Source organism: Sandaracinobacteroides sp. A072, assembly GCF_052616365.1.
In genome coordinates this window covers 521130-547616 of record NZ_JBQXGU010000001.1, presented here as the reverse complement: position 1 = coordinate 547616, position 26487 = coordinate 521130, and the positions used below count along the sequence as shown (strand labels likewise).

Sequence of the window (26487 nt, the reverse complement as noted above, 5' to 3'; positions counted from 1 at the left end):
CGGGCGAAGTTTCCGCCCCTCTTCGTTTTTGCGTGTTTGAGCTGTGACGGCGAGCGCCTAGAAGGATGTGATGGTGACACGGCCCCTCATAGACGGCTTCGGGCGGCGCATCAGCTATGTGCGCCTGTCGGTTACCGACAGATGCGATTTCCGCTGCACCTATTGCATGCCGATGGACATGGAGTTCCTGCCCCGGCGCGACGTGCTCACCCTGGAGGAGCTGGACGCCGTCGCCAGCGCCTTCATCGCGCGCGGCGTGACCCGGCTGCGCCTCACGGGCGGCGAACCGCTGGTGCGCAAGGGCTTCATCGAGCTTGTGAACAGCCTCTCCCGCCACATCGGCAACGGGCTGGAAGAACTGACGCTGACAACCAACGGCAGCCAGCTCGCGCGCTTTGCAGAGCCGCTGGCGAAGGCGGGTGTCCGGCGAATCAATGTCAGCCTCGACAGCCTCGACCGGGAGCGCTTCCGCCGGATCACCCGGCGCGGGGACCTCGTCCCGGTGCTCGAAGGCATTGCCGCGGCACGGGAAGCCGGCATCGCCATCAAGATCAACATGGTGGCGCTGAAGGGCCTCAACGAAGACGAGATCCTGCCGATGATCGCCTGGTGCGGGGAACTGGGGCATGACCTCACCTTCATCGAAACCATGCCCCTCGGGCTCATCGAAGAGGACAGGACCGACCGCTACCTGCCGCTGACCGAGGTGCGGGCACGGATAGCCGCCCACTACAGCCTCTCTCCCACGGCCGAGCGCACGGGCGGTCCGGCCCGCTATGAGCGCGTGACCGAAACCGGCCAGAAGCTCGGCTTCATCACGCCGCTCACGCATAATTTCTGCGAAAGCTGCAACCGCGTCCGGGTCACGGCAACGGGCACGCTCTTCATGTGCCTCGGCCAGGAAGACAGGCTGGAACTGCGCGACCTGCTGCGTGAGGGCGGCCCCGAAGCCCTCGATGCCGCACTCGACACGGCGATGCGCCTGAAGCCCAGAGGCCATGATTTCGTGATCGACCGGACCGCGCCTGCCGCCGCCGTCGGCCGCCACATGTCGATGACAGGCGGCTGATGCCGGAAAGGAAGCTCGGGCTTCTCGTCTCCAACACGCCGCAGGCCGAAGCCGCCGGCGCGGAGCTGAGAGCCCTCCACACTTTCCATGACAAGCGTTCGGCCGACGCCCTCGTCGCGCTTGGCGGCGATGGCTTCATGCTGGCGGTGCTGCACCGTGTGCTCAAATCCGCCCGCCCGCTGCCGGTCTTCGGAATGAACAAGGGCACCCTCGGCTTCCTGATGAATGATTACCAGACGGAAGACCTGCCGGCCCGCGTCGCCGCCGCCCGCAGCTTCTTCCTGTCTCCGCTGGTGATGGAGGCGACGACGGCCTCGGGCGAGACGATCGTCTCGCCGGCCTTCAACGAAGTGTCGCTGCTCAGGGAAACGCGCCAGGCCGCCAAGATCGAGATCATGATCGATGGCAAGGTCCGGCTGGAGGAACTTTCCTGCGATGGCGTGCTCGTATCCACGCCCGCCGGATCGACCGCCTATAATCTGTCCGCCGGCGGGCCGATCCTGCCGCTCGATTGCGACCTGCTGGCGCTCACCGCCCTCAGCCCCTTCCGCCCCCGCCGCTGGCGCGGCGCGCTGGTCAACAACCGCTCGGTGGTGGAATTCCGCATGCTGGAAGCCGATCGCCGCCCCGTGAGCGCCGTGGCCGACCAGGTCGAAGTGCGCGACGTAGTGCATGTGAAGGTGACGAACGACCTGACCCGCAGGCTCGAACTTCTGTTCGACCCTGATTATGCGCTGGACGACCGCATCGTGATGGAACAGTTTCAAAGCTGAAAGACACAAGAGGGAGGAATGCCAATGCCTTATGTTCGTGAAGATGTGCAGAACGCGCTGAACCTGCTGGCGCAGGCCCAGGGGCCGCAGATGCACGAGGTGGACCCGGAAACCGCGCGCCAGATGATGAAGGCCATGGGTGGCCTGATGGAGCGCCCGGCACCGGCGCTGAAGCGCAAGGAAGACATCCGCATTCCCGGCCCCGCCGGCGCCATCCCCGCCCGCATCTACCAGAATGCCGCCCCGTCCGGCCCGGCGCCCGTTCTCACCTATTTCCACGGCGGCGGCTGGGTGATCGGCGATATCGAAACCCATGATTCGCTCTGTGCGGAAATCGCGCTGCAGACGGGGCACACCGTCGTCTCCATCGATTACCGCCTTGCGCCCGAAGCGCCCTTCCCCGCCGCAACCGAGGATTGCCTGGCCGCCGCGCGCTGGATCGCCGGTTCGCCGGCCGAAATCGGCCACAAGGTCACGGGCCAGATCCTCGCGGGCGATTCTGCCGGCGGCAACCTCGCGGCTGTCGTCGCGCGCGAGACGGCGCGGGAAATCCCGCTGATCGCTCAGTGGCTCATCTATCCGGGCGTCGACATGCAGGCCAATGGCGGCTCGATGGAGGAATTCGCCGAAGGCTATATGCTGACCGCCGAGGGCATGGCCTGGTTCACTGCCCATTATGCGCCGGACCCCAACCACCCCTGGGCAAGCCCCATGCAGGCGACCGAGTGGGACGGCCTGCCGCCCGCCATGGTCTTCACCTGCGGGCTTGATCCGCTGCGCGACCAGGGCCGGGCCTATGCCGCCAAGCTCGTTTCCACCGGCCACCGGGTCATCTTCCGCGAAGCGGCAGGCCAGATCCATGGCTGCATGCAGACGCGCGGGGCGATCCCGTCCGGCCAGCAGGATCTGCTCGACCAGCTGGCTGATCTGAAGGCCCTGCTCGGCTGAACTGACAGAGGATGACGCAGCCCATGAAGACGGATCCATCGAAACTGCCCTACAGGCCCGGCGTCGGCGTGATGCTGGTGAACCCCATGGGTCATGTCTTCGTGGGCCAGCGTTACGATTCCATCGCCGAGGCCTGGCAGATGCCGCAGGGCGGCATAGACAAGGGCGAAGAGCCCCTGCCGGCGGCGCTTCGTGAACTGGAGGAGGAAACCGGCGTCCTGCCGAACCTCGTCCAACCGATCGCCGAAACACGCGACTGGCTGACTTACGACCTGCCGCCCGAGCTGCTGGGCAGGATATGGGGCGGAAAATACCGTGGCCAGCGGCAAAAATGGTATGCGCTGCGCTTCCTCGGCACCGATAGAGACGTGAATCTCGACGCCCATGCCCATCATGGCCATGCCGAGTTCAAGGCCTGGAAATGGGCGCCCCTGCCTGAGCTTCCCGCCCTCATCGTGCCGTTCAAGCGCGATCTCTATGCCGCGATCCTGAAGGAACTGGGGCCGCATATCCGGTGAGCGTGGGATTCGACCTCGCCCGGTTCCACATGGCCCAGCAGGGCGCCTTTGACACGGCGCTTGCGGAACTGCACGCGGGCCGCAAGAAAAGCCACTGGATGTGGTTCATCTTCCCGCAGATGGCGGGGCTTGGCCGCAGCCCCATGGCCATGCGCTACGCCATCGGCTCATTGGGGGAAGCCCGCGCCTATCTGGCGGACCCACTGCTCGCCGACCGCCTCGAAGCCGTGACGAAGGCGGTGCTGCACCACCCCGGCCTCAGCGCGACACAGATCCTCGGCACGCCCGACGACATGAAGTTCCACGCCTCCATGACGCTGTTCGCCGAAGCCTCCGGTGGCGACGACCCCTATGAGAAGGCGCTTGAAACCTTCTTCGGCGGCGTGCCGCACGCGCCAACCCTGGACTTGCTGGGCGGCAGCAAGCCCGGTTGAAGCCAGCTTCAGATCAGGCCGGCAAGCGGGCTTGACGGGTCGGCATAGCGGCGCACCGGCATGCGGCCTGCCAGATAGGCATCACGCCCGGCTTCCACGGCGGCCTTCATGGCGCGCGCCATCCGCACCGGGTCTTTCGCTTCGGCGATGGCGGTGTTCATCAGCACGCCGTCGCAGCCAAGCTCCATGGCGATGGCGGCGTCACTCGCCGTGCCGACACCCGCATCCACCAGCACCGGCACCTTCGCCTGCTCGACGATCAGGCGGATATTGACCCTGTTCTGGATGCCAAGGCCCGAGCCGATCGGCGCACCCAGCGGCATGATGGCAGCCGCCCCCGCATCCTCAAGCCGGCGGGCAATGACGGGATCGTCGCTGGTATAGACCATCACGTCGAAGCCTTCCTTCACCAGCGTCTCGGTGGCGCGGATGGTCTCGATCACGTCGGGGAAAAGCGTTTTCTGGTCGGCCAGCACTTCAAGTTTCACCAGCGTCCAGCCACCGGCCTCGCGGGCGAGGCGCAGCGTGCGCAGCGCGTCTTCGGCCGTGAAGCAGCCCGCCGTGTTCGGCAGGTAGGTAAAACGGGCAGGGTCGAGGAATTCGGTCAGCATCGGCTGCGACCGGTCGGTCAGGTTCACGCGGCGCACCGCCACCGTCACGATGTCCGCGCCTGCGGCTTCGGCGGCGGCGGCATTCTGGGCGTAGTCGCGATATTTGCCGGTGCCCACGATCAGCCGGGACCGGAAGCGCCGCCCCGCCACCTGCCAGCCGTCATCCTGCGCTGAATTCTGTGCGGCCTGCTGGCCGCCGCCCACGAAATGCACGATTTCCACCTGATCTCCTTCGCCCAGCACAGCCGCACCCCACTGGCTGCGGGGCACGATCTCGCGGTTCCTCTCCACGGCGACACGGCCCGGCGGCAGCTCGAGGCTCAGCACAAGGGCATCGACACTGGTTCCAGCGGCAAGCCTGCGCGGCTCTCCATTCAGCGTGATGGCGATTTCCATGCCGCCTCCCTATAGAGCGCGGCACACACACTCAACAGGAGATGCTGGCGATGACGGACCTGGTCATGGTGCTGAACGGCCCCAACCTCAATCTGCTGGGCACACGCGAGCCGGAGATCTACGGCGCAACCACGCTGGATGACATCGCCGCCATGCTGCACGACCAGGGCCAGGCATTGGGCATCACGGTCGATTGCCGGCAATCGAACCATGAAGGCCATCTGATCGACTGGCTGCACGAAGCCGGCGCCCGCAAGGCGCTGGCCGTGATCCTGAACGCCGGGGCCTATACCCACACATCCATCGCCCTGCGCGATGCGATCAGGGCGGTTTCCGTGCCGGTCATCGAGGTGCATCTGTCGAACCCGGCCGCCCGCGAGGCCTTTCGCCATGTCAGCCATGTCTCGCCAGTAGCGGCGGGTGTCATCCAGGGTTTCGGCGCCGGCGGCTATGCCCTCGCGCTGGACGCGGCGGCGCGGATGCGGCAAGGCAAGAACTGATCGGAAACGAAAACAACCAACGCAACCACAGGAAAAGGGTATTCGATGGCGGCTTCGAAATCGGCTGACAGCTCCCAGATGCGGGTGGAACTGGAACTGGTGCGCCAACTCGCCGGTCTTCTCGATGAAACCAACCTGACCGAAATCGAAGTGCATGATGGTGACAGGGCCATCCGCGTCGCGCGGCAGGGCACGCCTGTCGCCGCTGTGGCAGCAGCGCCTGCCGCTACCCCCGTCGCAGCCGCCGTTGCAGCCGCCGCGCCCGCGCCGGCTGCCGCCGATCACCCCGGCGCCGTCAAATCGCCCATGGTCGGCACGGCCTATCTGGCCCCCGAGCCGGGCGCTGCCCCCTATGTGGCGGCGGGCACCATGGTGAAGGAAGGCGACACGCTGCTCATCGTCGAGGCGATGAAGGTGATGAACCCGATCATCGCCCCGCGCGCCGGCCAGGTGAAGGCCATATTGGTCGATAACGAGCAGCCGGTCGAATATGACCAGCCGCTGGTCATCATCGAATAGGCTGCCCGACCCGATGTTCCGCAAGATCCTGATCGCCAACCGTGGCGAGATCGCGCTTCGCGTTCACCGCGCCGCGCGTGAAATGGGCATCAAGACCGTGGCCGTCCACTCCACGGCCGATGCCAAGGCCAAGCATGTGCTGCTGGCTGACGAGGCCATCTGCATCGGCCCGCCCTCATCGACGGACAGCTATCTCAACATTCCCAACATCATCGCCGCCGCCGAAATCGCGCAGGCCGATGCCATCCACCCCGGCTATGGCTTCCTTTCGGAAAATGCCCGCTTCGCCGAAATCGTGGAAGAGCACCGCATTACCTGGATCGGTCCGTCGCCGGATCATATCCGCACCATGGGCGACAAGGTCGAGGCCAAGCGCACGGCCGGCGCCCTCGGCCTGCCGCTGGTTCCAGGCTCCGACGGCGCTGTCGAGACGGTGGAGGAAGCCCGCGCGGTTGCCGAAAAATTCGGTTACCCCGTGCTGGTGAAGGCCGCCGCCGGCGGTGGCGGGCGCGGCATGAAGGTGGTGGAAAACGCCGCCATGCTGGAAGGCGCCTTCCGCCAGGCCCGCGCCGAAGCGAAGGCAGCCTTTGGCCATGATGCGGTCTATATCGAGAAATATCTGAAGAACCCGCGCCACATCGAGTTCCAGGTGTTCGGCGACGGACAGGGCAAGGCCATCCACCTCGGTGAACGCGACTGCTCGCTCCAGCGCCGCCACCAGAAGGTGCTGGAAGAAGCCCCCTCCCCGGTGCTTTCCGCCAGCGAACGCGCGCGCATGGGGGAAATCTGCGCCCGCGCCATGGCCGACATGAAATACCGTGGCGCCGGAACGATCGAATTCCTGTGGGAAGACGGCCAGTTCTATTTCATCGAGATGAACACCCGCCTGCAGGTGGAGCATCCGGTCACGGAAATGCTGACCGGCATGGATCTCGTGAAGGAACAGATCCGGGTCGCTGCCGGGCTTGGCCTTTCGCGTACCCAGGAAGAGGTGCAGCTGAAGGGGCATGCCATCGAGGCCCGCATCAACGCCGAGGATCCGCAGACCTTCGCGCCCTCGCCCGGCCTCGTCACGGATTATCACAGCCCCGGCGGGCTTGGCGTGCGTGTCGATTCCGCCCTCTATTCCGGCTATCGCGTGCCGCCCACCTACGACAGCCTGATCGCCAAGCTGATCGTGCACGCGGACACGCGCGATGAAGCCATCAGGCGCATGGGCCGCGCGCTCGAGGAAATGGTCGTCCAGGGCATTCGCACCACCATCCCCCTGCATCAGCGGCTCATGAACGAGCCTGACATCCTGAGCGGGGATTACAGCATCAAGTGGCTGGAAGCCCTGCTGGCCCGCAAGTCCTGAAAAGACTGGCCTGAACAGGGATACTTGGCGGCTGACCAGGCGGAACGAACGGCGTGGCGGGGCAGTCCTCGGGGCTGCCCTGCCCTTCTGTCCGGGCCGCTTTGACCCACGTCATTATCCGCGACTGCCCGCCGTGGCATGCGCCGCCCATCCCGAAACAGGGGAACAGGATCATGGCCGACACAGCCGAAACCAGCCAGACGCCCTTTGCGCAGATCGGTGGCCGCCCGGCCGTCGATGCCATCGTCGCGCGCTTCTATGCCCTGATGGACCGGGATCCGGCCTATGCCGAGCTCCGCGCCATGCACGCGGACGATCTCGGCCCGGTGCGCGAGGGGCTGGCAAGCTTTCTCACGGGATGGCTCGGCGGCCCGCGGGACTGGTTCGCGGATTCGTCAAAGGGCTGCGTGATGTCGCTTCATCGCCCTCTGGCCATCACGCCAGCGCTTTCCTTCCAGTGGCTGGAGGCCATGGCCCGCGCGATTGCCGGCCAGCCGGGGCTGGATCAGGATTTCTCGGCCGAAATCGCAGGCGCGCTGGCAAGGATGGCGCGGATGATGATCAACCGCCGGCCGGAAGACGTGCCCGCCTGAACCGCTCGCCGGAGGCATGTCGGCCGTTCCTGCCAGAAGCCCGGCGACATCTGAAAGAACAAAAAAGTGGCGGACCCTTTCAGATCCGCCACCTGATCATTTTTCCGCCCAGCCTTGAACAGCCCGGGGGATAGCATGGTTCAGACTATTCGCGCGGCGCGATGGCCAGCAGTTCCACGTCGAACACGAGCACCGCGTTGGGCGGAATGACGCCGCCGGCGCCGCGGGCGCCATAGCCCAGTTCGGGCGGAATGGTGAAACGGGCCTTGCCGCCCGGCCGCATCAGTTGCAGCCCCTCGGTCCAGCCCGGAATCACATCGCCGACGCCGAAGACCGCAGGCTGGCCGCGCTGGTAGCTCGAATCGAAGACGGTGCCGTCCTTGAGGCGGCCTTCGTAATGCACGAGGACCGTATCGTCGGCGCGGGGCGAATCGCCCTCGCCAGCGGCAAGCATTTCAACCTGCAGGCCGGATTCGGTGGTCTTCACGCCGGGCTTCTCCTGATTCGCGGCGAGAAAGTCCCGGGCGTCGCGCGCGGGCGCCCTCAAGGGCTCGGTGCCGACAAGGGACAGGCCCACGGCACCGATGGCAAGAACGAGGCCCGCCACCACCCATTTTCCAAGGCCGTAGCCCTGCTTCGTATCAGACGCCATGCCGAACCCCTGCCCGGATTTCAGCGCTGGCTGTCGCGCTCTGCGCGCTTGCGGTCCAGCTTGCGGGCACGACGGACAGCGGCGGCCTTTTCACGGGCGCGCTTTTCCGACGGCTTCTCATAGTGGCGGCGCAGCTTCATCTCGCGGTAAACGCCTTCGCGCTGGAGCTTCTTCTTGAGCGCCCTGAGCGCCTGGTCGACGTTGTTGTCGCGAACGATGATCTGCATGTGAAGTTCAGCACCTTCCCGATAGAAATTCTGTTTCAGGCCCACCCTGGCGCCGGGCTGGCACCGTTGCGGACCCCTTGTCATTCGTGCCGGCCCGGAAGCCGAAGCGGCAGGCCCGCGGGCGCCTTGATGCCGTGACCCACCATGGAAAGAAGGTGGAAACATCCGTTAACGCAAAGGGGCGCGCCGCCGGCATGGCCGACGTCGTCCGGCGCCGCATAGCAAAAGGCAATGTGCGCGGCAAGCGGCCGCCTGCCCCTTGCCTTTTCATCGCCCCGCTTTCCTTCTAGGAGCCATGGCATGACAGATGCAGATCCGGCAGATATGACGCTCGATGAACTGAAGCCCGTTCTGGCCAAGGCAATGCTGCCCCATGTTCCGTTCGATGGCTGGTCGCGCGCTGCGGTCGAGGCTGCCGCCCGCGATCTCGGGATCGAGCCCGCCATGGCCCGACTCGCCTTTCCCGGCGGCGCCATCGAGATGGTGGAGGCCTATGTCGCCCTTGCCGACAGGCGCATGGAAGACACGCTTGCCGCAGCCGGCGTGGACGGGCTGAAGATTCGCGAGCGAATCACCCTCGCCATCCGCACCCGGCTCGAACAGGCCGCCCCCCACCGCGAGGCAGTGCGACGGGCAACTGCCATACTCGCCCAGCCGCAGCATGCCGCCCGCGCCGCCCGCCTCGGCTGGCGGACGGCGGACAGCATCTGGCGCGCCTGTGGCGACACCAGCACCGATTTCAATTTCTATTCCAAGCGCGCCATCGCCGGGGCCGTCTATGCCGCCACGCTTCTCGTCTGGCTGAACGACGACAGCGAGGACTTCGCCGACACATGGGCCTTCCTCGACCGGCGGATCGCCGGCGTGATGCGGTTCGAGAAGATGAAGACCCGCTTCCGCCCGGCGGGCGACGCGGCACGGCTGAGCCCGCTTCGCTTCCTCGGCCGGCTGCGCTACCCTGTCGAGGGCTGAGGCAGGCCCCCGCCCCATGAGCCGCTGCGCCGGATTCCAGAAAGCGCCATGATGCGCGGCAACACGGTCGACAGCCTCGCACGCGGCGACACGGGCCGGGTGCGGGAAATCCGCGGCCTTGACCCGGCCGAATCCGCCCGGCTTCTTGAAATGGGCTTCGACGAAGGGGCCGAAGTCGAGCTTCTGCATCGCGCGCCGCTTGGCGATCCGCTGGCAGTGCGGGTGGATGGCGCCATGGTCGGGCTGCGCCGCGCGCTTGCCCGCGCCATCATCCTAGACTGAAGCGGCAAGCATGGACACGGCCCTGCCCCGCATCGCCCTAGTGGGGCACCCCAATGCCGGCAAGACATCGCTGTTCAACGCCCTGTCGGGCGCGCGGCAGCGGGTCGGCAATTATCCGGGCGTCACCGTCGAGCGAAAAACTGCGGCCGTCCTTCTGCCATCGGGCCGTGCGGCGGAACTTCTGGACTTGCCCGGCTGCTACAGCCTGACGCCCCATTCCCCGGACGAAGCCGTCACGCGGGACACGCTGCTTGGCCGCCAGCAGGGCGAACGGCGGCCGGACGGCCTCATCCTCGTCACGGATGCAACCAATCTTGCCGCCCATCTGCGGCTGGCGCTCGACTGCCTGCGGCTCGGCATCCCCGCGATCATGGCCCTCAACCGCATGGACATGGCCGCGCGCGATGGCTTGCTGCTGGACAGGGCGCTGCTGGAACAGCGACTCGGAATCCCCGTGGTTGAAACCGTTGCCGTGCGCCGGCGCGGCCTCGAAGGGCTGCTCTCCATGGCAGAGGCGCATCTGCTGCCCGCCAGCCCCGCGACCGGATCGCCGGGCACGGCCCTGCCGGCACCGCCCGCCGATTTCATCCCCGCCGACACACGCGCTCTCGGCCGCGCCGCCCGGCACCTTGCTACCGATGTCACGCTGAAGGAAGGCCGTGGCCGCCGCATCACGCGCAGGCTCGATGCGGTCGTGCTGCACCCGCTTCTCGGCCCGGTGATTCTGGCCGCCCTCCTGTTCCTGATGTTCCAGGCCGTCTTCAGCTGGGCGGAAGCCCCCATGGGCTGGATCGAGGCCGGAACGACGGCCCTGCAGGATCTGGCCACCCGCCACCTGCCTGAGGGGCATCTGCGGTCCCTTGTCGTCGATGGCGTGATCGCCGGCGTCGGCTCGGTCATCATCTTCCTGCCGCAGATCCTCATCCTCTTCACCTTCATCCTGCTGCTCGAAGGATCGGGCTACATGACCCGCGCGGCCTTCCTGATGGACAGGCTGATGGCGGCTGTCGGCCTCAACGGGGCGGCCTTCATTCCGCTGCTCTCTTCATTCGCCTGCGCCATTCCCGGCATCATGGCCACCCGAACCATCGCCGACGAACGCGACCGGCTCACCACCATCATGATCGCGCCGCTGATGACCTGCTCGGCCCGGCTTCCGGTCTATACGCTGATCATTGCCGCCTTCATTCCGGCCCGCCCGCTCTGGGGGCCGGTGGGGCTGCAGGGCTTCGTGCTGTTCTGCCTTTATGTCGCGGGCATTGCCGGTGCGATGCTGGTGGCCCTTGTGCTGCGGCGCACGATCACGCGCGGCAAGGCCCCGGGCTTCCTGATGGAAATGCCCGCCTATCAGCCGCCCGTTGCCCGGGACATACTGCTGGGGCTGTGGATCCGGGCGGCAGCCTTCCTGAAACGCGCCGGCACGGTGATCCTTGCCGCCACCATCCTCCTGTGGGGGCTGGCCAGCTTCCCGGCGCCGCCGCCGGGCGCGACCGGCCCGGCGATCAACCACAGCATCGCCGGCCGCATCGGCGATGCGATCGAGCCGCTGGTCCGCCCCATCGGCTTCAACCGGGAAATCGCCATCGCCCTTGTGCCCGGCATGGCTGCACGCGAAATCGTCGTCTCGGCACTGGGCACCGTCTATGCCCTGCAGGCAACGCCGGATGATCCGGGCGGCCTGGTTGACCGGCTGCGCGGCAGCTGGTCCCTGCCGACAGCGCTCGCCTTCCTCGCCTGGTTCGTCTTCGCGCCGCAATGCCTCTCCACGCTCGCAGTCGTCCGCCGCGAGACAGGCGGCTGGACATGGCCGGGCTTCATGCTCGCCTATCTCTTCATGCTGGCCTGGGCGGCAGCCTGGATCACCTTCCGGGTGGCAACGGCCCTTCTCGACTGAGCGGGCGCCCCTGCCCCGGCCCGGCTCTGCCGGGGGCTTGCAAGCAGGTCACGGGCGGCAGATGATCCATCCCTGACACGGGGGAGGAACGGACATGCGGGGCACATCGAATTGGGCGCTTCTGGCGGCGTTGCTACTTGCGGGCGCGCCCGCAAACGCGGGGCTGCGCGCACTCTATCATGGCGAATCCGATCCGAAGCAGCTCGAAGTCGAGGTCGGTGACAATGGCGACTTCCGCATCGGGGAGCCGGGCGCCGACCGCTACGGGCTGGAGCTTGGCGGCACCTATTATCTCGTCACGACCGCCGCCGGTGGCGAGGCCGAGGTGATGAAGATCGAGGATGTCGCCGCCGTGCTCGGGGAACGGGTCGGGCCGATCTTCTCGTCCCTCTTCTCCGCTGCCGCAGAGGTGGCGCCCCGGCAGGCGCCACGGATCAGCGAGGAAGGATCGCGCCGGGTTGCCGGCCACGAAGGCACCGTCACGCGCGTCAGCCTCGGGAATCCGGCCCAGCCGGACGTTCAGGTCTTCGTGCTTTCGAACGACGCGGCGCTGGAGCCCCTCGGCAGGGCCATCACGCGCTATCTGGAATCGATGATGCTGATGGCGGCCCCGATGATGGGTGAAATGGCGGCCGACATGATGGCCGAGATGCGCGCCGTCTTTTCGCGCGGCACGCCGCTCGAATCCGAGGGGCGCTTCCGGTTGCAGGATGTGAAACAGGCCGAGATTCCGGCCACGCGCCTTGCGCTGCCGGCGGAACCGCTGGACCGCGCCGCGATCCTCTCCCGTCTGGTGACGGGCAATCCTGCCGGTGCCGGGCCGGATTGAGGACGGGCGCGCTCAGTCCAGCAGGCCAAGCGCCAGGATGCCGAGGAAATAGACGAGCAGGGTGATCCCGGCGAATATCCAGAGCGCAACGCTGCGCCATGCCGCGGCGACCGGGCCGAGGGCATAGGCGCCCTTCAGGTGCACAAACATGTGCAGCAGAGGGATCATCAGGAACAGCAGGGAAAAGGACGCCCCGCCTGACCCTGACGTGCCAAGCACATCCACGCCAGACCAGGACAGGATGGCGCCAGCCATGAAGAGGACGCTCATGAAGCTGAGGGAATAGAGGAGGAATATGACATGGTCATAGGCCCTGACATCCTTCCTGCCGATGAACAGCAACAGCATCCATGGCAGGGACATCGGCACAAGCAGGAATGAAAGCTTGTAGCCCTTCTGCTTCATCTTGTAGAAAACGAAGTCCGGATTGCGGAGGGAGTCCCGCACCTTCTGCTCGATGGCCGGATTTCCGAGATCGATGTCCAGTTGCCCGATGCCCGCATCGATCCCCCCGGCAGCCGCAGACGCACCCTCCCCCCGCGCGCCCTTTTCCGCTTTTTCGAGGCGGTCCACGAGGGCGGCGGTTGCCGCGCGGCCCATTTCCAGCCCGGCTGCTTCCGGGCTGCCACTCGCCCGCGCCCGGGCGAGGTCCGCCTCCAGCCCGGCAAGCGCGGCCTTCGCATCCCGAATCGCGTCCGTCCGGATTTCCGCATCCCCGCCCATGGTCACCACGCCCGGCGAGGTCGTGCCCGTCAGGCCGCTGCCAAGGCCCAGCAGCAGGAACATGGTGAACATCGTCAGCAGAAACAGGGCAACAGGGCTGATGTAGCGGGCGCGCTTGCCGCCGACATACTCGCGGGTCAGCCGGCCGGGCCGGAAGGCCAGAAGCGGCAGCGTTCGCCACAGCTTCGAATCGAAGTGAAGAACGCCGTGCAGGAATTCCTCGACGGCCTCGTGCAGCGACCGGTGGACATGGCCGCGCTGCCCGCAGACATGGCACCATGGGCCGGCGAGCGCGGCGCCGCAGTTGCGGCAATGGCTTTCCGACAGACCCGCGGCCGCCGTTCCGCGCGCAGGCGAATCCACGACATGCGCGGCGGCCGCTGCTGTCACCAATGCCCCGGCATCCTCCAAACCGCCGTCCATCGCCCTCTCCCGCTTGCGCTGGCAGCGCCCACTGGCCTATCCCGGCGCCCGGACAGTTGGAGATTAACCCATGGCGGGAAGCGTGAACAAGGTAATCCTGGTCGGCAATCTGGGTGCCGACCCCGAGGTGAAGAGCTTCCCTTCGGGCGGGCGCATCGCGAACATGCGGATCGCCACATCGGAAAGCTGGACCGACCGTGCGACCAACGAACGGCGCGAACGGACGGAATGGCACAATGTGGTCATCGACAATGAAAATCTCGTGCGCGTGGCGGAACAATATCTGCGCAAGGGCTCGAAAATCTATGTCGAGGGGCAGCTGCGCACCCGCAAGTGGCAGGATCGCGACGGCAACGACCGCTACACGACGGAAGTCTATGTCGGCCGCTTCAGGGGCGAACTCACCCTGCTCGACCGGCGTGAAGGCGGCGGTCAGGGTGGTGGCCAGGGTGGCTATGGTGGCAGTCAGGGCGGCGGCCAGGGTGGCGGCCAGGGTGGCTATGACGATTATGGCAGCCCGGCGCCCGCACGCGGCCAGGGCGGCGGTTCGTCCGGCGGCTTCGGCTCCAAGCCCGCGTCCAGCTTCGATGACGACATGGACGATGACGTGCCCTTCTGATAGCGGCGCCCGCAACAGACATTACCAACGCAAATAGCATTTGAGGTTTCCATGCAGATCGGCAAATTGAACCACGTCGGTGTCGCCACACCGTCCATCGAGGCGAGCGTGAAGCTCTATCGCGACATGCTCGGCGCGACCCGTATCCAGGATCCGTTCGACCTGCCCGAACAGGGTGTCCGGGTGTGCTTCGTCGATCTGCCCAACAGCCAGATCGAACTGATCGAGCCGCTGGGCGAGGACAGCCCCGTCCATGGCTTCCTCGCCAAGAACCCCAAGGGCGGCCAGCACCATGTCTGCTTCGAGGTGCCCGACATCATCGCCGCGCGCGATTACATGGTCTCCAAGGGCGCGACCGTTCTGCGCAACGGCGAACCGCGCATCGGCGCCCATGGCGTTCCCGTGATCTTCGTGCACCCCAAGGACATGGGCGGCGTCCTTGTCGAGCTGATGGCCGAGCCCAACCACTGAGGCATGAGATGAAACGCGATTCCGGGTCTTGCGGCCCGGAATCGCGCCAGCCGCAAGGGGGTTCTGGAAATCGCAACATGCCGCTGGCATTAGCAAAGCCATGACAACCCCGGATCATGATGACGCCCTTGGCACCGCCCATGAACTTGTGGACGAACTGGCCACCCTTCATGCGCGTTCGGTCGGAAACCTGCGCGCGGCGCTGAAGGCCTGGATCGATACCGGCGCCACCCCGGATCCGGATGCGCGCGCCAGGGGCCTCTTCGCCTATCCGGAGCTTCACCTCGAATGGGACGCCCCGGCCAGCCTGCCGCGCACGTCGCGCGCCTTCGCCCGGCTCAACGCGCCGGGCCATTATTCCGTCACCCTCACCCAACCCGACCAGTTCCGGCGCTACCTGACCGAACAGATCGCGCTGCTGATGGAAGATTATGGCGCCCGCTTCAGAGTCGGCCTGTCGCAGGTGGAAATCCCCTTTCCCTATGTGCTCGACGGCGCCGGCGACATCGTGCTCGATGCAACCGTCGCGCGCACCCTGCACCGCCATTTCCCCACGACCGAACTGCGCCACATCGGCGACGAACTGGCCGACGGCCTGTGGCGGCAGGCGCCTGAGGAAGCCCGGCCGCTGGCGCTCTTCGATGGCCCGCGCACCGATTTCTCGCTCGCCCGGCTGAAGCATTACACCGGCACGCCTGCCCATCATGTGCAGACCCACATCCTCTTCACCAACTACCACCGCTATGTGGATGAATTCATGCGCTGGGCCTGCGCTGAACTGCGCAAGCCCGGAAGCCGCTACACCGGGCTGAGCTGCCCGGGCGGCATGCTGCTCGACGCCGCGACCGCCACGGCAGAGGCAGCCCAGGGCGACGGCAGCTGGCGCAGGCACCAGATGCCGGCATGGCACCTGATGGCTGACGATGGGCAGGGCATCACCCTCGTCAACATCGGCGTCGGGCCATCCAACGCCAAGACCATCACCGACCATCTCGCCGTTCTGCGACCGCAGGCATGGCTGATGATCGGCCATTGCGGCGGCCTCAGGCCCAGCCAGTCCATCGGCGATTATGTGCTCGCCCATGCCTATCTGCGCGACGATCATGTGCTCGATGACGTGCTGCCGCCGGAAATCCCGATCCCGGCGCTGGCCGAGGTGCAGGTGGCCCTGTCGCAAGCGGCAAGCAAGGTGACCGGGCTGGACGCCGAGGCCCTCAAGCCGCGCCTGCGCACCGGTACCGTCGTCACGACCGACGACCGCAACTGGGAGCTTCGCTTCGGCCTGTCGGCTCGCCGCTTCAACCAGAGCCGCGCTGTCGCCGTGGACATGGAATCGGCCACCATCGCGGCGCAGGGCTATCGCTTCCGCGTGCCCTACGGCACGCTGCTGTGCGTTTCCGACAAGCCGCTGCACGGGGAAATCAAGCTGCCCGGCCAGGCCAACCGTTTCTACGAAGGCGCGATTTCCGAACATCTGCAGATCGGCATCCTTGCCGTCGAGCTGATGCGCAAGGATGCCGGGCGGCTGCACAGCCGCAAGCTGCGCGCCTTCGACGAGCCACCCTTCCGCTAGGCTGCCAGAGGGTATAGCTTTCCTGTGTGGCGCCCGGGGGAAGGCGCACATGGGGGAGACAGGATATGGGCAGACCATCCGGTGACGGAAAAGCCATTGTCGGGCAAACGCCCTGGCACCTCTGGCTGGTGGGGCTTGTGGCGCTTGTGTGGAACGGCTTCGGCGTTGCTGACTATCTCCAGTCACGGCTGCGCGGCGAAGCCTATCTGCGTGATTACGGGCTGTCACAGGCGCAGATCGATTACATGCTTTCCACCCCCTGGTGGCTCACGGCGCTGTGGGCGATCGGCGTCTGGGGCGGGCTTCTGGGCGCCGTGATGCTGCTGATGCGCCGGCAGCTGGCGCTTGCACTCTTCCTCGCCAGCCTTGCGGCCTATCTCGTCAGCCTCCTGCATCACCATGTCCTGCCGGACGGGCGCGCGGTGCTGGGCGGGATCGGGGCGATGCAATGGGCGGTGCTGGCCGGCTGCCTGGTCTTTGCCGCCTATGCCTGGGTCATGAAGGCGCAGCGCGTCCTGCGCTGAAGCCCCCTCTTCCCATCAGTTTCGGCAGCGCGCCGCAAAGGCAGCCGGCGCGCATGATGCCGGCCGAGGAAGAGGGAAAGGAAACCTATGAAACTTGAAGGCAAGGTCGCCATCGTGACAGGCGGCGCCAGCGGGATCGGCCGGGCAGCGGCGCTCAGGCTCGCGGCTGATGGCGCCGCCGTGATGGTGACTGACATCGACGACGCCGGCGGCGCGGAAACCCGGCGCATGATCGAGGCGGCGGGCGGCAAGGCCGCCTATCGCCACCAGGATGTGGTGGAGGAAGGCCGCTGGAAGGAGATCGTGGGCGACACGCTGGCTGCCTTCGGACGGCTCGACATATTGGTTAACAATGCCGGCATCGGCAGCGGCCAGCTGGTGACGGAGATGTCGCTTGAAGCCTGGAACCGGCAGATCGCCATCAACCTGACCGGCGTGTTCCTCGGCTGCAAACATGCCATTCCGGCCATGCGCGCGGGCGCCCGGGGCGGCTCCATCGTCAATATCTCGTCTGTGGCGGGGCTTGAAGGCTCGGCCGGGCTTGCGGGCTATTGCGCCACCAAGGGCGGCGTGCGGCTGTTCACCAAGGCGCTGGCCAAGGAATGCGCCGCCGCGCGAGACGGCATCCGCGTGAACAGCGTGCACCCGGGCATCATCGACACCCCCATCTGGACCAAGATCGACGAAGGCGGCCTTTCAAGCGCGAGCGAAGCCCTCGGCCAGCCCGGCGCCAACATGCTTTCGGCCGACATGGTGGCAGCCGCGGGCACTCCGATGGGCCATGCCGGCACGGCCGAAGACATCGCCGCCGGAATCGCCTTCCTGGCATCGGATGATTCGAAATACATGACCGGCAGCGAGGTGGTGATCGACGGCGGCTGGTCCGCCTGAACGGCAACGGCGGCTGGTCTGCCTGACCGGCGAGGGCGCGCGGGGACCAGACGGCGCCAATCAGCGCCAGAGGCAGGCGTCCAGTCCCTCGTTCGCCACGACACGGCTGCGGCTTTCGATCCGCCCGGCATAGCGCCTCGTATAGGGGCCGGGCCGGGCGGCATCGCGCTTCACGGGCTGCGGCAGGATGGCGGCGAGGCGGGCCGCTTCCTGCCGGGTAAGACGGCTGGCCGGCTTGTCGAAATAGTGCCGGGCCGCCGCCTCGGCGCCATAGACGCCGCGCCCGAACTCCGCGACGTTGAGATAGACTTCCATGATGCGCCTCTTGCCCCACAGAAGCTCGATAAGCGCGGTGAACCACGCCTCCGCACCCTTGCGCACCATCGTGCGGCCCGGCCAGAGGAAGGCGTTCTTCGCCGTCTGCTGGCTGATGGTGGAACCACCCCGCAGCCGGCCGCCCTCGCGGTTGCGCTCCATCGCCTTCTCGATGGCCTCCATGTCGAAACCATGGTGGCTGCAGAATCGCGCATCCTCGGCTGCGATCACGGCGCGCGGCAGGTGGCGGGCAATATCGTCAAGGTCGACCCACTGCCGCTTCACGCTTTCCCCGCGCAGCGCATCCCGCGCCATCAGATAGGTGAGGGGCGGATCGACGAACCGGTAGGCCCCGGCCCACAGCAAGCTGAAAAGCAGCAACCCGACGACCAGCCGGGCCAGAAACCTCAGCATGGGCGTTCCAGCCCCGACAGCACGCTGCGGATCATGCGCGCCAGAATCCCTGTCCAGCGGGCGATGCCGGCATCATCGGCCAGCAGATCCTGCCGCACCTCGATCCCCAGATAGGGGATGCCATTCGCCTCGGCGTGACGGTCCATCGTGTAGTTGAGGATCCTGCCGGAATAGGGCTCGTTCGCGCCGACCGGCCCTTCCAGCCCGGGTTCGGCCCGCAGCGCGGCAAGGCCAAGGGCCGCCGCCCTGTCATCCCGGTTCCACAACAGGCCGACCGGCCAGGGCCGTGGCTGGTCACTGGTGGCAAGGGCCGGGGTGAAACTGTGCACCGAAACCAGCAGCACAGGCGCGCGCCCGGCCACAAGGGCGGCCAGGCCTTCGTGAAAGGCCCGATGCAGGGCAAGCCTTTCCGCGCGCGCCCCGGCTGCAAGGCCGACATTGCCGGGAATGGCATGACCGTCGCTCGATTCGGGGATGCAGCTTTCCGGAGGGCGGTTGAAATCGGCCACAAGGCGGGAAACGGTGGCAAGCCAAGCACCCGCCCCGAGGCTGGAAGCAAGCCGTTCGGCAAGTGGGCCGGCGCCAATGTCATGGGCAATGTGCAGGTCCATCAGTTGCGGTGGCACGCAAAGCGAAACGCCATGGGGCACGGCGTTCGAGGCATGATCGCAAACCAGAAGCAGCCGCCTGTCCTGCCCGTCAAGGAAACGCGCCGCGCTCATCTGCCAGCCCTGCCCATTGCTGCAACCCCGATGCCTGTCTTCATGTCGCAGACAGTGGCAGCAGCGCCTGCCCTGCTCAAGACCCGGCGGGGCGCCGTGCGATGTTGCCGGTAACAGGAAAGGCGGCGGTCCCGAAAGGGAGCCGCCGCCTTCTTGGAGATGACAGGCCGCGATGGGTAGGGGGAGGGGAGGAGCGGCCTGTCGAGGGATCTCGTTCCGGCTTATTGCGCCGCGGCAGTGCCTTCGACAGCCAGCACGGAAGCCAGCTCGGTGCCCATCAGCTTGGCGGCGAGGCCGAACTTCTTGTTGGCTTCCGACTTGTTACGGGCTTCGCAAAGCTGCTCGCCAAGGGTGACGTTGCGCAGGGCCTTGCGCTGCACGCCGGCATCGGCGCTGCCGGCAAGGGCGCGCAGCTTCGCGGGCGCTTCGGCGCAGACGTCGCTGGCAAGAGCCGGGCTGGCGGTGAAGGCAATGGCCGACAGGGCTGCGGCGAGCGAAAGCTTGATCATGCTGTTGCGCATTACTGTGTCCTTCCTGGTCGCGGCCCGGACCCACCATGGACCCCTGGCCTGCCCCCCGGCCTGCTCGACGGACCGCATGTCCGTCAAAGCAAAACCGAGTGGCGCTCAATTTCTGTGATTTGGTTTAAAGTGAGGCTCAGATTGCGTCAATCGCAAAATTGAGTGGCGCCTGAATTTTTGCAGCATAATTTTTTTGCAGCGCAACATTTCGGAATGTAATTCCACATTAAATAACTGTAAAACATACATGAAAAATCAGACTATCAATATTGCTATGCCGAAAGAAAATGGCCGCCATGCGCTTAAGGCATGGCTTTCCGAAGGAATAATGGGCTGGTTGCCGGCGCATGGGCGCGGATGATTCGATATGCCTGACAAGATGGCATGGCCCATGCGGCAAAGGCCGCATGAGAGCGTATCAGGAGAACGGAGAGGGCTCCGGCTCCGCTTCAGGCGGAAGGCCGGAGTGCGGTCAGGCTTCGCCTTCTGTTTCCACCATGGCGGCCGTCAGCGCGTCACGCGGGCTCTTCCCGCCCCACAGGACAAACTGGAAGACGGGATAGTAGCGCTCGCACTCGTCGATGGCGGCATCAACCAGCGCATGGGCCTGCGGCAGGCTGAGCGACGGCTCTTCCGAACCATCGAGAAGGGCCGCATGCCGGAACAGGATGGCGCCATCGGACGACCAGGTTTCGAAATGGCCGATCCACAGCTGTTCGTTCACCAGCGCCAGCGTCTCGAAAAGATTCGCCCGTGTTGCCACATCGATGGGCGCCGCACCGGCGTTGATGCCTGTCATCGCGATGAACTGGAGCACACGGTCATCTTCGCGCCAGAGGGCCCGAAGCTCGTAATCGGACCAGCTGCCCTTGACAGTGGTGACGATCTCCTCGTCCCCATCCCGCTGGAAGCTCCAGTTGTGGCTGGCGAAATACTGCTCCAGCACGTCGATCGGCGCGCTTGCATCGGCACCGGAGTCGAACTGCAGGCTGGTCATGCAAAGATCCTCAAAAGCTTGTGGTCAGGCCTTGCCGCGCCCACCAGATGTTGCCGGTGATGCCACGCAATGGCAACAGGAGCAGGCAGCACCTGGCCGCCTGCCGGAAAAATGCTGTGGATATGTGGGGCTTCAGGCTTCGCCGCCGCCAGTGTTGCCGCCAGTAGCCTTGCTTTCCGTTGCATCGCTGGCCGGGCCAAGGCGGGCCTTCAGCGCTTCAAGTTCGGCGCGGGTTTCGGCCGCCATCGCCTTGACGGCCTCGAATTCCTCGCGGCTCACCATGTCCAGGCCGCCCACGGCCTCGCGCAGTTTCTCGCGCATGCGGGCTTCCGCTTCACGGCCGGCGCCAGCCACGGTTCCGGCAATTCCCGACATCAGCCGCGCAAGGTCCTCGAAGACCGGGTTCTGGTTCTGCATTCCGGGCACTCCTGTCAGTCACGGCGGTCATGGAAGGTGGGGCGGGCGGATCGCCTGCGTCCATACAGGGCCTTCAGATAGTCGATCCGCGCGAAAATACGAGTCCTCGGCTCATTCCGCCGGCTGGGGTGCGGCCTTCCCGTCGCCCGCGCCATCGCCGGCCCCGCTTTCAGCCCCGCTTTCTGCAAGGCCCTTTTCCAGTTCCCGCGTGATGGCTTCGGGCGAACGGGTGCGGCGCGCCAGCGCTGCATAGAAGACAGGAATCACGAACAGGGTCAGCAGGGTCGCGAAACTCACGCCCCAGACGATGACAATGCCGATGGACTGGCGCGACGCGGCGCCTGCCCCGCTGGCAATCATCAGCGGAACAGCACCGGCCACGGTTGCGATGGACGTCATCAGCACGGGGCGCAGCCGGCGCTCGGCCGCCTCGATCACGGCATCCCGGAAGGGGCGGCCGCCGTCCCGCAGCTGGTTCGTGAACTCGACGATGAGGATGCCGTTCTTGGCCGCCAGGCCCACCAGCATCACGATGCCCACCTGCGAATAGAGGTTTATGGTGCCGCCCATGGCCCACAACCCCATCAGGCCGCCGCCGATGGCAAGCGGCACGGTCAGGATGATGACGACCGGGTGCACGAAGCTTTCGAACTGCGCCGCAAGCACCAGCAGGACAAGCAGGATCGTCAGCCCCAGCACCACCCAGAGCGAAGAGCCCGTCTGCTTCAGCTGCAGGCTTTCCCCGCGGTAGCCGATGGCCGTCACGGCGGGCTGTTCGATTGCGACACTTTCGAGGAAGTCGAGCGCCTCGCCCAGTGGCATTCCCGGCCCCAGATTGCCCTGGATCGTGATTGCCCGCTGCTTGTTGAAGCGGCCAAGCTCGCCCGCCTGCGCCGCTTCGCGCAGGCGCACGAGACTGGAAAGCGGAACGAGTTCGCCCGATGTCTGGCTGCGGACATAGATGTTGGCGAGATTGTCGGGCGCGGCCCGGTCGGCGTCTTCGGCCTGGAGCACGACATAATATTCCTCGCCCCGGTCGAGGAAGGTCGTGACCCGGCGCGAGCCCATCATTGTTTCGAGCGTCGAGCCGATGTCGGCGACCTGTACGCCAAGATCGCCAGCCCGCGTTGTGTCGATATCGACGATGAGCTGCGGCCGGGTTTCCTTGTAGTCGCTGTCGAGGTCGATGATTCCGGGCTGGGCCTCGGCGGCCTTGAAAATGGCGTCGCGCGCCTTTGCCAGCTCATCGAAGCTCGATCCGGCAATCACAAGCTGTATCGGGCGCCCGCGGCCGCGGCTGAGGGCGCTGCCGACCGAGGCGTTGCCGCGAATGCGGGGATCCTCGCCAAGGATCTTCTGCATGTCGGCCACCACGTCGCGCGTCGTTGCCGTCCGCTCTTCCCAGGGCACGAGGAAGACGATCATGCTACCGGACGCGAAATCCGCCGTCGGGCCGAAATTGCCCGGCGCACGGACCAGCATGCGGCGGATTGGCTGGCCTTCGCCCACCATCGGAAGCGCGCGTTCCTGCAGATCCTCCATGTAGGTCTGCATCCGGTCGTAGCCGGTGCCTTCGGCGGCCTGCACGTTCACGAAGAAATTGCCGATGTCCTCTTCGGGGGCAAGCTCGCTCGCCAGCGTGGCGCCAAGGGCAACACAGACGGCGACAATGCCGGCCGCCACCCCGCCGACCAGAAACGGCCGGTCGAGGATTCGGTCGAGCACATTGACGTAGCGGCGCTGCAGGCGCGCGAACTGCCGGTCGAACCAGTCGGTGAAGCGGTTGTGGCCGGTTTCGCGCTTCAGGAGCTTCGAGCACAGCATTGGCGTGAGCGAAAGCGCGACGAAGCCGGAAAAGGCGATGGCGCCGATCATTGCGCCGGCAAGTTCCCGGAACAGCAGGCCGACGTTTCCGGCAATGAAGTAGAGCGGCACGAACACCGAGCAGACGACAACGGTGGTCGCAACGACCGCGAAACCCACCTGTCGCGCGCCCTGATAGGCGGCCACGAGCGGCGGCTCGCCGCTTTCCAGGCGGTAATAGATGTTTTCCAGCACGACGATGGCGTCATCGACCACGAGGCCGATGGCCAGCACGAAGGCCAGAAGGGTCAGCATGTTGAGCGAATAGCCGAGCAGATAGAGCACGGCGAAGGTCGCGATCAGGCAAATGGGCACGGTGATCGCGGGAATGATGGTGGCCCTGAGCGAGCCGAGGAAAATGAAGATGACCGCGACCACCAGCACGGCGGCTTCGGCAAGCGTCATCCAGACATTGTCGATGGAACGCTCGATAAACAGGGAGCTGTCGAAGCTGACGGCAAGCTGCATGCCTTCCGGCAGGATCTTGCGGACTTCTTCCAGCTGCGCCTTCACGTCATTGGCGACCTGGAGCGTATTGGCACCCGATTGCCGCACGATGCCTAGGCCGACGGCCTGCTCGCCGTTCGAACGGAAGAAATTATAGCGGTTCTCCGGCTCGACGGCGATCCGCGCCACATCCCCCAGCCGCACCAGATAGCCATCGGAGCCGCGGCCGACGATGAGCTGCCGGAAGTCGTCTGGCGTGGTGAACTGCCGTGTCACGCGGACGGTGAGGTTGGCGTCCTGCCCTTCCACCCGGCCAGCCGGAAGCTCGACATTCTGCCGCCTCAGGGCCTGCTCCACATCGCTGGTGGCAAGGCCGAAGGCAACCAGCCGCTCCCGCGACAGCCAGACCCGCATGGCTTTCCGCGCCTCGCCGCCGATCTGGACGCGCGAGACGCCGCTGACGGAGGCGAAGCGGTCGACAAGGACGCGGTCGGCGTAATCGCTCAGCTCCATCGCGGTCCAGCGGGGATGGATCACGTTGATCCACAGGATGGGCTGGGCATCGACGTCGATCTTGTTGATCTCCGGCGGGTCCGCTTCCTGGGGCAGGTTGTCGAGCACGCCCGAAACGCGGTCGCGCACATCATTGGCGGCGGAATCGATATCGCGCGTGGCAGAAAATTCGATGGTGATGTCCGAACGGCCATCGCGCGATCGCGACGTGATCGTCTCGATCCCCTCGATCCCCGATATCCGGTCTTCGAGCACCTGGGTGATCTGGTTTTCGACCACCTGCGCATTGGCGCCGGTGTAATTGGTGTCGACTGACACGATTGGCGGCTCGATGGCCGGCAGGTCACGGACCGGAAGGCGGAAATAGGAAACCGCCCCCACCAGCACCAGCAGCAGCGACAGGACCGCCGCGAAGACTGGGCGCCGGACCGAGATGTCGGACAGGATCATGCGCGCGCCTCGCCTTCGGCGGCGGCGCCGCGCACCTGCTGGTCAGCCTGCTGCTCAACGGGTGTGACCGGGCCGGGGCCGCGCAGCTTCACCGTCCCCTCGACGACAATGCGGTCACCGGGTTCAAGGCCGGACAGGATCTCGACCCGCCCCTCGCGACGCTGCCCGATGCGGACATCGGCGCGCATGGCCTGGTTCCCGCCATCCACCTTCCAGACATAGGCGCCGCTGCCTTCGCCGATGACCGCCAGTTCCGGCACCGTCAGCGCGCGGCGCGGGGCCGCCTTGATGTTCACGGTCATCAGCATGCCGGGCCTGAGGCGAAGGTCCGGGTTGGGCAATATGGCCCGCGCGGTGACAGCGCGGGTCACCGGGTCGATCACCGGGTCGATGGAGGCAATGGTGCCGCGAAAGGATTCGCCGGGAAAGGCTGCAGCGCTTGCGACGATCTGCAGGCCGGGCTCGAGCGAGGACAGGAAGGTTTCCGGCACGGTGAAATCGAGCTTGATCCGCGAATGATCGACGATGCTCGCGATGGTGGTTCCGGCGTTGACGACCGTGCCGACCGAAATCCGGCGCAACGACAGCCAGCCCGAAAAGGGCGCGCGAATCACCCGGTCGCTGATCTGGGCCGTGGCCTGAAGGGACTGCGCCCTGGCGATATCGACCGCCGCCTGTTGCTCGTCGACACGGGCGCTGGTCGCAAAGCCCTTTTCCTGCAGCTGGTTCAGGCGCTGGAGCTGCAGCTCCGCCTCGCGCAGGCGGGCGCGGCTTTCGTTGAGATTGGCGCTCTGCTGTGCGCGGACCAGCTCCGCGATCACGGCGCCCTTCTGCACATACTGGCCATCGCGGAAATTGAGCTTCTCGATCCGCTCGGTCACCGATGAGTTGAGATCGGCCTGCTCATTGGCGCCTGCCGTGCCGACAGCCTCGATCGAATCGACGATGTCGGTTTCGGACACGGCTGCCACGATGACCGACGGCGCACCGCCCCTGCCCGCACCGGCGCCTGCACCGGCGCCGGGCCCGCCAGCCTTGCCCTGCCCGCCCGGCGCGCTGTCATCGCCCAGCAGGGAGCAGCCGCCGGCAGCCAGCGCCAATCCGGCAGCGGCAAGAAATGCGAGAACGGCGTTGGGCCGGATTTTCAAGCTCGGACTCCTGGATGTGATGCACACTGTCATGGCTTGTGAAAAGCGCTGGCAAGGAAGGCCATGCATGGCGCGTGTTCTTCTTGGTCATGCCTGTTTCAGGCCATATATGAGCGCCGGATGAATTGCGAGTGACAAGCAGCGCCGTGCGGCTCTTTGACCATGGGCAAGCCTTGGGATATCTGCCATTCTTCCCGATCAGGATCGTCGGCGCACAGGCTCTTGCGCGCACGGTGAAAAAGATGCGCCTGACAATCAGTGATGCGCCTGACGAACATGGTCGCAACGTCATTGAAGAAGCGCCGTTCAAACAGGGGTGCTGCGGGCATGGCGCGGAATCGGGATGGAACCGAAGTGCGAAAGCGGGAACTGACGCGATGCTGAAACCTTCTGCGCGGGACAGCCAGGGTGGCGGCCACGAGGACAATCATATGGGCGGCCACATGAGCGGCGATGATGGTGGCGCGGACGGCGGCACCGGCACGGGTGTCGTCACCCGCACGAAGGTGGAGACGCGCAAGCCGTCGCTCTACAAGGTGCTGCTGCTGAACGATGATTACACGCCCATGGAATTTGTCGTCCATGTGCTGCAACGCTTCTTCCGCATGGGAATGGAAGACGCGACGCGGGTCATGCTCCATGTGCATCAGCGCGGAGTCGGGGTCTGCGGAATCTTCACCTATGAAGTGGCCGAAACCAAGGTGACACAGGTGATGGACTTCGCCAGGCAGCACCATCATCCGCTGCAATGCACGCTGGAAAAGGCCTGAATCCCGGCTGGACGATAACCGTCAAAAGCGGTGGCTTTGCGCCGGCTGCCCTTGACGCGGCCGCGGGCCTGCCCTTTTACCAGCCGCGACAATCCGAAAGGGTGGGCCTTTG

At 66.0% G+C, this 26487-nt stretch carries 31 protein-coding genes; 19 read left to right on the top strand and 12 right to left on the bottom strand.

Annotated elements, in window-relative coordinates; all coding sequences use genetic code 11:
• The first annotated feature begins 70 nt into the window (after positions 1-70).
• Genes moaA through ACUJ46_RS02660 form a run of 5 tightly spaced genes read left to right on the top strand, consistent with a single transcriptional unit; the run spans position 71 to position 3742 of the window.
• The gene (gene moaA / locus ACUJ46_RS02680) at positions 71-1069 is read left to right on the top strand and encodes a GTP 3',8-cyclase MoaA (protein WP_445388902.1); all 999 of its coding nucleotides are present in this window, start codon (positions 71-73) and stop codon (positions 1067-1069) included.
• Positions 1069-1842 carry an NAD kinase gene (locus ACUJ46_RS02675; RefSeq protein ID WP_445388901.1) on the top strand — a complete coding sequence of 258 codons (774 nt, stop codon included), beginning with the start codon at positions 1069-1071 and terminating at the stop codon, positions 1840-1842. The genes moaA and ACUJ46_RS02675 overlap by 1 nt, the downstream gene beginning before the upstream one ends.
• A 24-nt stretch (positions 1843-1866) precedes the next feature.
• Positions 1867-2790 (top strand): alpha/beta hydrolase, encoded by a 924-nt coding sequence (locus tag ACUJ46_RS02670; protein ID WP_445388900.1) that lies wholly within the window; start codon positions 1867-1869, stop codon positions 2788-2790.
• 23 nt (positions 2791-2813) lie between these two features.
• Positions 2814-3308: an RNA pyrophosphohydrolase gene (locus ACUJ46_RS02665; RefSeq protein WP_445388899.1), complete on the top strand. Its 495-nt coding sequence runs from the start codon at positions 2814-2816 to the stop codon at positions 3306-3308.
• Positions 3305-3742, top strand: a complete 438-nt coding sequence (locus ACUJ46_RS02660; protein WP_445388898.1) for a DUF1810 domain-containing protein — start codon at positions 3305-3307, stop codon at positions 3740-3742. Before ACUJ46_RS02665 ends, ACUJ46_RS02660 begins: the two co-directional genes overlap by 4 nt.
• A gap of 8 nt (positions 3743-3750) precedes the next feature.
• On the opposite strand, the gene thiS is transcribed toward ACUJ46_RS02660, so the two are convergent.
• On the bottom strand, positions 3751-4749 hold the full coding sequence (gene thiS, locus ACUJ46_RS02655) for a sulfur carrier protein ThiS (protein ID WP_445388897.1): 999 nt from the start codon (positions 4747-4749) through the stop codon (positions 3751-3753).
• A 50-nt stretch (positions 4750-4799) separates the two neighbouring features.
• Between thiS and aroQ the strand changes: the two genes are divergently transcribed.
• From aroQ to ACUJ46_RS02635, 4 genes are all read left to right on the top strand, one after another.
• A complete protein-coding gene (gene aroQ, locus ACUJ46_RS02650; RefSeq protein WP_445388896.1) occupies positions 4800-5249 on the top strand; it encodes a type II 3-dehydroquinate dehydratase in 450 nt (149 codons plus the stop codon).
• 45 nt (positions 5250-5294) lie between these two features.
• Positions 5295-5768, top strand: coding sequence for an acetyl-CoA carboxylase biotin carboxyl carrier protein (gene accB, locus ACUJ46_RS02645; RefSeq protein WP_445388895.1), 474 nt, complete (start codon positions 5295-5297; stop codon positions 5766-5768).
• Between the two features lie 13 nt (positions 5769-5781).
• Positions 5782-7125 carry an acetyl-CoA carboxylase biotin carboxylase subunit gene (gene accC, locus ACUJ46_RS02640; RefSeq protein WP_445388894.1) on the top strand — a complete coding sequence of 448 codons (1344 nt, stop codon included), beginning with the start codon at positions 5782-5784 and terminating at the stop codon, positions 7123-7125.
• 173 nt (positions 7126-7298) lie between these two features.
• The gene (locus tag ACUJ46_RS02635; RefSeq protein ID WP_445388893.1) at positions 7299-7718 is read left to right on the top strand and encodes a group II truncated hemoglobin; all 420 of its coding nucleotides are present in this window, start codon (positions 7299-7301) and stop codon (positions 7716-7718) included.
• A 145-nt stretch (positions 7719-7863) separates the two neighbouring features.
• On the opposite strand, the gene ACUJ46_RS02630 is transcribed toward ACUJ46_RS02635, so the two are convergent.
• Both ACUJ46_RS02630 and rpsU read right to left on the bottom strand, forming a co-directional pair.
• Positions 7864-8370, bottom strand: coding sequence for an FKBP-type peptidyl-prolyl cis-trans isomerase (locus tag ACUJ46_RS02630; protein ID WP_445388892.1), 507 nt, complete (start codon positions 8368-8370; stop codon positions 7864-7866).
• A gap of 20 nt (positions 8371-8390) precedes the next feature.
• Positions 8391-8597: a 30S ribosomal protein S21 gene (gene rpsU / locus ACUJ46_RS02625; RefSeq protein WP_445388891.1), complete on the bottom strand. Its 207-nt coding sequence runs from the start codon at positions 8595-8597 to the stop codon at positions 8391-8393.
• A gap of 300 nt (positions 8598-8897) precedes the next feature.
• Between rpsU and ACUJ46_RS02620 the strand changes: the two genes are divergently transcribed.
• From ACUJ46_RS02620 to ACUJ46_RS02605, 4 genes are all read left to right on the top strand, one after another.
• Positions 8898-9569 carry a COQ9 family protein gene (locus ACUJ46_RS02620; RefSeq protein WP_445388890.1) on the top strand — a complete coding sequence of 224 codons (672 nt, stop codon included), beginning with the start codon at positions 8898-8900 and terminating at the stop codon, positions 9567-9569.
• Positions 9570-9617: 48 nt separating this feature from the next.
• On the top strand, positions 9618-9851 hold the full coding sequence (locus tag ACUJ46_RS02615) for a FeoA family protein (protein WP_445388889.1): 234 nt from the start codon (positions 9618-9620) through the stop codon (positions 9849-9851).
• A 10-nt stretch (positions 9852-9861) separates the two neighbouring features.
• Positions 9862-11745 (top strand): ferrous iron transporter B, encoded by a 1884-nt coding sequence (gene feoB, locus ACUJ46_RS02610; RefSeq protein WP_445388888.1) that lies wholly within the window; start codon positions 9862-9864, stop codon positions 11743-11745.
• 94 nt (positions 11746-11839) lie between these two features.
• Positions 11840-12574: a hypothetical protein gene (locus tag ACUJ46_RS02605; RefSeq protein WP_445388887.1), complete on the top strand. Its 735-nt coding sequence runs from the start codon at positions 11840-11842 to the stop codon at positions 12572-12574.
• A 12-nt stretch (positions 12575-12586) separates the two neighbouring features.
• Here ACUJ46_RS02605 and ACUJ46_RS02600 read toward each other — a convergent pair whose 3' ends face one another.
• Entirely contained in the window at positions 12587-13720 is a 1134-nt protein-coding gene (locus ACUJ46_RS02600) for a DUF3667 domain-containing protein (protein ID WP_445388886.1), read from the bottom strand.
• A gap of 70 nt (positions 13721-13790) precedes the next feature.
• Between ACUJ46_RS02600 and ssb the strand changes: the two genes are divergently transcribed.
• The 5 genes from ssb to ACUJ46_RS02575 all read left to right on the top strand — a co-directional run bounded on the left by ssb (position 13791) and on the right by ACUJ46_RS02575 (position 17798).
• The gene (gene ssb / locus ACUJ46_RS02595) at positions 13791-14339 is read left to right on the top strand and encodes a single-stranded DNA-binding protein (protein ID WP_445388885.1); all 549 of its coding nucleotides are present in this window, start codon (positions 13791-13793) and stop codon (positions 14337-14339) included.
• 51 nt (positions 14340-14390) lie between these two features.
• Positions 14391-14810 carry a methylmalonyl-CoA epimerase gene (gene mce, locus ACUJ46_RS02590; protein ID WP_445388884.1) on the top strand — a complete coding sequence of 140 codons (420 nt, stop codon included), beginning with the start codon at positions 14391-14393 and terminating at the stop codon, positions 14808-14810.
• Positions 14811-14910: 100 nt separating this feature from the next.
• The gene (locus ACUJ46_RS02585; RefSeq protein ID WP_445388883.1) at positions 14911-16383 is read left to right on the top strand and encodes an AMP nucleosidase; all 1473 of its coding nucleotides are present in this window, start codon (positions 14911-14913) and stop codon (positions 16381-16383) included.
• A 65-nt stretch (positions 16384-16448) separates the two neighbouring features.
• The gene (locus ACUJ46_RS02580) at positions 16449-16907 is read left to right on the top strand and encodes a hypothetical protein (RefSeq protein ID WP_445388882.1); all 459 of its coding nucleotides are present in this window, start codon (positions 16449-16451) and stop codon (positions 16905-16907) included.
• A gap of 87 nt (positions 16908-16994) precedes the next feature.
• Positions 16995-17798 carry an SDR family NAD(P)-dependent oxidoreductase gene (locus ACUJ46_RS02575; RefSeq protein WP_445388881.1) on the top strand — a complete coding sequence of 268 codons (804 nt, stop codon included), beginning with the start codon at positions 16995-16997 and terminating at the stop codon, positions 17796-17798.
• Between the two features lie 60 nt (positions 17799-17858).
• Here ACUJ46_RS02575 and mtgA read toward each other — a convergent pair whose 3' ends face one another.
• From mtgA to ACUJ46_RS02535, 8 genes are all read right to left on the bottom strand, one after another.
• Complete coding sequence (gene mtgA / locus ACUJ46_RS02570) at positions 17859-18527, bottom strand: monofunctional biosynthetic peptidoglycan transglycosylase (protein WP_445388880.1); 669 nt, start codon at positions 18525-18527, stop codon at positions 17859-17861.
• Positions 18521-19249 carry an N-formylglutamate amidohydrolase gene (locus ACUJ46_RS02565; RefSeq protein ID WP_445388879.1) on the bottom strand — a complete coding sequence of 243 codons (729 nt, stop codon included), beginning with the start codon at positions 19247-19249 and terminating at the stop codon, positions 18521-18523. The genes mtgA and ACUJ46_RS02565 overlap by 7 nt, the downstream gene beginning before the upstream one ends.
• Before the next feature lie 221 nt (positions 19250-19470).
• Positions 19471-19770, bottom strand: a complete 300-nt coding sequence (locus tag ACUJ46_RS02560; RefSeq protein ID WP_445388878.1) for a hypothetical protein — start codon at positions 19768-19770, stop codon at positions 19471-19473.
• A 472-nt stretch (positions 19771-20242) separates the two neighbouring features.
• Positions 20243-20767, bottom strand: coding sequence for a YbjN domain-containing protein (locus ACUJ46_RS02555; RefSeq protein ID WP_445388877.1), 525 nt, complete (start codon positions 20765-20767; stop codon positions 20243-20245).
• A 132-nt stretch (positions 20768-20899) separates the two neighbouring features.
• Positions 20900-21184 carry an accessory factor UbiK family protein gene (locus tag ACUJ46_RS02550; protein WP_445388876.1) on the bottom strand — a complete coding sequence of 95 codons (285 nt, stop codon included), beginning with the start codon at positions 21182-21184 and terminating at the stop codon, positions 20900-20902.
• 111 nt (positions 21185-21295) lie between these two features.
• Positions 21296-24457 (bottom strand): efflux RND transporter permease subunit, encoded by a 3162-nt coding sequence (locus tag ACUJ46_RS02545; RefSeq protein ID WP_445388875.1) that lies wholly within the window; start codon positions 24455-24457, stop codon positions 21296-21298.
• Complete coding sequence (locus ACUJ46_RS02540) at positions 24454-25605, bottom strand: efflux RND transporter periplasmic adaptor subunit (RefSeq protein ID WP_445388874.1); 1152 nt, start codon at positions 25603-25605, stop codon at positions 24454-24456. The genes ACUJ46_RS02545 and ACUJ46_RS02540 overlap by 4 nt, the downstream gene beginning before the upstream one ends.
• A gap of 98 nt (positions 25606-25703) precedes the next feature.
• Positions 25704-25934, bottom strand: coding sequence for a hypothetical protein (locus tag ACUJ46_RS02535; protein ID WP_445388873.1), 231 nt, complete (start codon positions 25932-25934; stop codon positions 25704-25706).
• A 102-nt stretch (positions 25935-26036) separates the two neighbouring features.
• Here ACUJ46_RS02535 and clpS point away from each other — a divergent pair, with 102 nt between their 5' ends.
• Positions 26037-26375 carry an ATP-dependent Clp protease adapter ClpS gene (gene clpS / locus ACUJ46_RS02530; RefSeq protein ID WP_445389519.1) on the top strand — a complete coding sequence of 113 codons (339 nt, stop codon included), beginning with the start codon at positions 26037-26039 and terminating at the stop codon, positions 26373-26375.
• Positions 26376-26487 lie beyond the last annotated feature (112 nt).

What these genes read in the sequence shown, in the direction of transcription:
- ACUJ46_RS02535 (WP_445388873.1), bottom strand. Translation starts at nt 25,934, where the DNA reads ATGCCCGCAGCACCCCTGTTTGAACGGCGCTTCTTCAATGACGTTGCG.
- ACUJ46_RS02605 (WP_445388887.1), top strand. Translation starts at nt 11,840, where the DNA reads ATGCGGGGCACATCGAATTGGGCGCTTCTGGCGGCGTTGCTACTTGCG.
- ACUJ46_RS02550 (WP_445388876.1), bottom strand. Translation starts at nt 21,184, where the DNA reads ATGCAGAACCAGAACCCGGTCTTCGAGGACCTTGCGCGGCTGATGTCG.
- moaA (WP_445388902.1), top strand. Translation starts at nt 71, where the DNA reads ATGGTGACACGGCCCCTCATAGACGGCTTCGGGCGGCGCATCAGCTAT.
- ACUJ46_RS02580 (WP_445388882.1), top strand. Translation starts at nt 16,449, where the DNA reads ATGGGCAGACCATCCGGTGACGGAAAAGCCATTGTCGGGCAAACGCCC.
- ACUJ46_RS02630 (WP_445388892.1), bottom strand. Translation starts at nt 8,370, where the DNA reads ATGGCGTCTGATACGAAGCAGGGCTACGGCCTTGGAAAATGGGTGGTG.
- thiS (WP_445388897.1), bottom strand. Translation starts at nt 4,749, where the DNA reads ATGGAAATCGCCATCACGCTGAATGGAGAGCCGCGCAGGCTTGCCGCT.
- feoB (WP_445388888.1), top strand. Translation starts at nt 9,862, where the DNA reads ATGGACACGGCCCTGCCCCGCATCGCCCTAGTGGGGCACCCCAATGCC.
- accC (WP_445388894.1), top strand. Translation starts at nt 5,782, where the DNA reads ATGTTCCGCAAGATCCTGATCGCCAACCGTGGCGAGATCGCGCTTCGC.
- ACUJ46_RS02620 (WP_445388890.1), top strand. Translation starts at nt 8,898, where the DNA reads ATGACAGATGCAGATCCGGCAGATATGACGCTCGATGAACTGAAGCCC.
- ACUJ46_RS02670 (WP_445388900.1), top strand. Translation starts at nt 1,867, where the DNA reads ATGCCTTATGTTCGTGAAGATGTGCAGAACGCGCTGAACCTGCTGGCG.
- aroQ (WP_445388896.1), top strand. Translation starts at nt 4,800, where the DNA reads ATGACGGACCTGGTCATGGTGCTGAACGGCCCCAACCTCAATCTGCTG.
- mtgA (WP_445388880.1), bottom strand. Translation starts at nt 18,527, where the DNA reads ATGCTGAGGTTTCTGGCCCGGCTGGTCGTCGGGTTGCTGCTTTTCAGC.
- ACUJ46_RS02600 (WP_445388886.1), bottom strand. Translation starts at nt 13,720, where the DNA reads ATGGACGGCGGTTTGGAGGATGCCGGGGCATTGGTGACAGCAGCGGCC.
- ACUJ46_RS02560 (WP_445388878.1), bottom strand. Translation starts at nt 19,770, where the DNA reads ATGCGCAACAGCATGATCAAGCTTTCGCTCGCCGCAGCCCTGTCGGCC.
- ACUJ46_RS02565 (WP_445388879.1), bottom strand. Translation starts at nt 19,249, where the DNA reads ATGAGCGCGGCGCGTTTCCTTGACGGGCAGGACAGGCGGCTGCTTCTG.
- ACUJ46_RS02675 (WP_445388901.1), top strand. Translation starts at nt 1,069, where the DNA reads ATGCCGGAAAGGAAGCTCGGGCTTCTCGTCTCCAACACGCCGCAGGCC.
- clpS (WP_445389519.1), top strand. Translation starts at nt 26,037, where the DNA reads ATGGGCGGCCACATGAGCGGCGATGATGGTGGCGCGGACGGCGGCACC.
- ACUJ46_RS02555 (WP_445388877.1), bottom strand. Translation starts at nt 20,767, where the DNA reads ATGACCAGCCTGCAGTTCGACTCCGGTGCCGATGCAAGCGCGCCGATC.
- accB (WP_445388895.1), top strand. Translation starts at nt 5,295, where the DNA reads ATGGCGGCTTCGAAATCGGCTGACAGCTCCCAGATGCGGGTGGAACTG.
- ACUJ46_RS02575 (WP_445388881.1), top strand. Translation starts at nt 16,995, where the DNA reads ATGAAACTTGAAGGCAAGGTCGCCATCGTGACAGGCGGCGCCAGCGGG.
- rpsU (WP_445388891.1), bottom strand. Translation starts at nt 8,597, where the DNA reads ATGCAGATCATCGTTCGCGACAACAACGTCGACCAGGCGCTCAGGGCG.
- ACUJ46_RS02585 (WP_445388883.1), top strand. Translation starts at nt 14,911, where the DNA reads ATGACAACCCCGGATCATGATGACGCCCTTGGCACCGCCCATGAACTT.
- ACUJ46_RS02635 (WP_445388893.1), top strand. Translation starts at nt 7,299, where the DNA reads ATGGCCGACACAGCCGAAACCAGCCAGACGCCCTTTGCGCAGATCGGT.
- mce (WP_445388884.1), top strand. Translation starts at nt 14,391, where the DNA reads ATGCAGATCGGCAAATTGAACCACGTCGGTGTCGCCACACCGTCCATC.
- ssb (WP_445388885.1), top strand. Translation starts at nt 13,791, where the DNA reads ATGGCGGGAAGCGTGAACAAGGTAATCCTGGTCGGCAATCTGGGTGCC.
- ACUJ46_RS02545 (WP_445388875.1), bottom strand. Translation starts at nt 24,457, where the DNA reads ATGATCCTGTCCGACATCTCGGTCCGGCGCCCAGTCTTCGCGGCGGTC.
- ACUJ46_RS02615 (WP_445388889.1), top strand. Translation starts at nt 9,618, where the DNA reads ATGATGCGCGGCAACACGGTCGACAGCCTCGCACGCGGCGACACGGGC.
- ACUJ46_RS02665 (WP_445388899.1), top strand. Translation starts at nt 2,814, where the DNA reads ATGAAGACGGATCCATCGAAACTGCCCTACAGGCCCGGCGTCGGCGTG.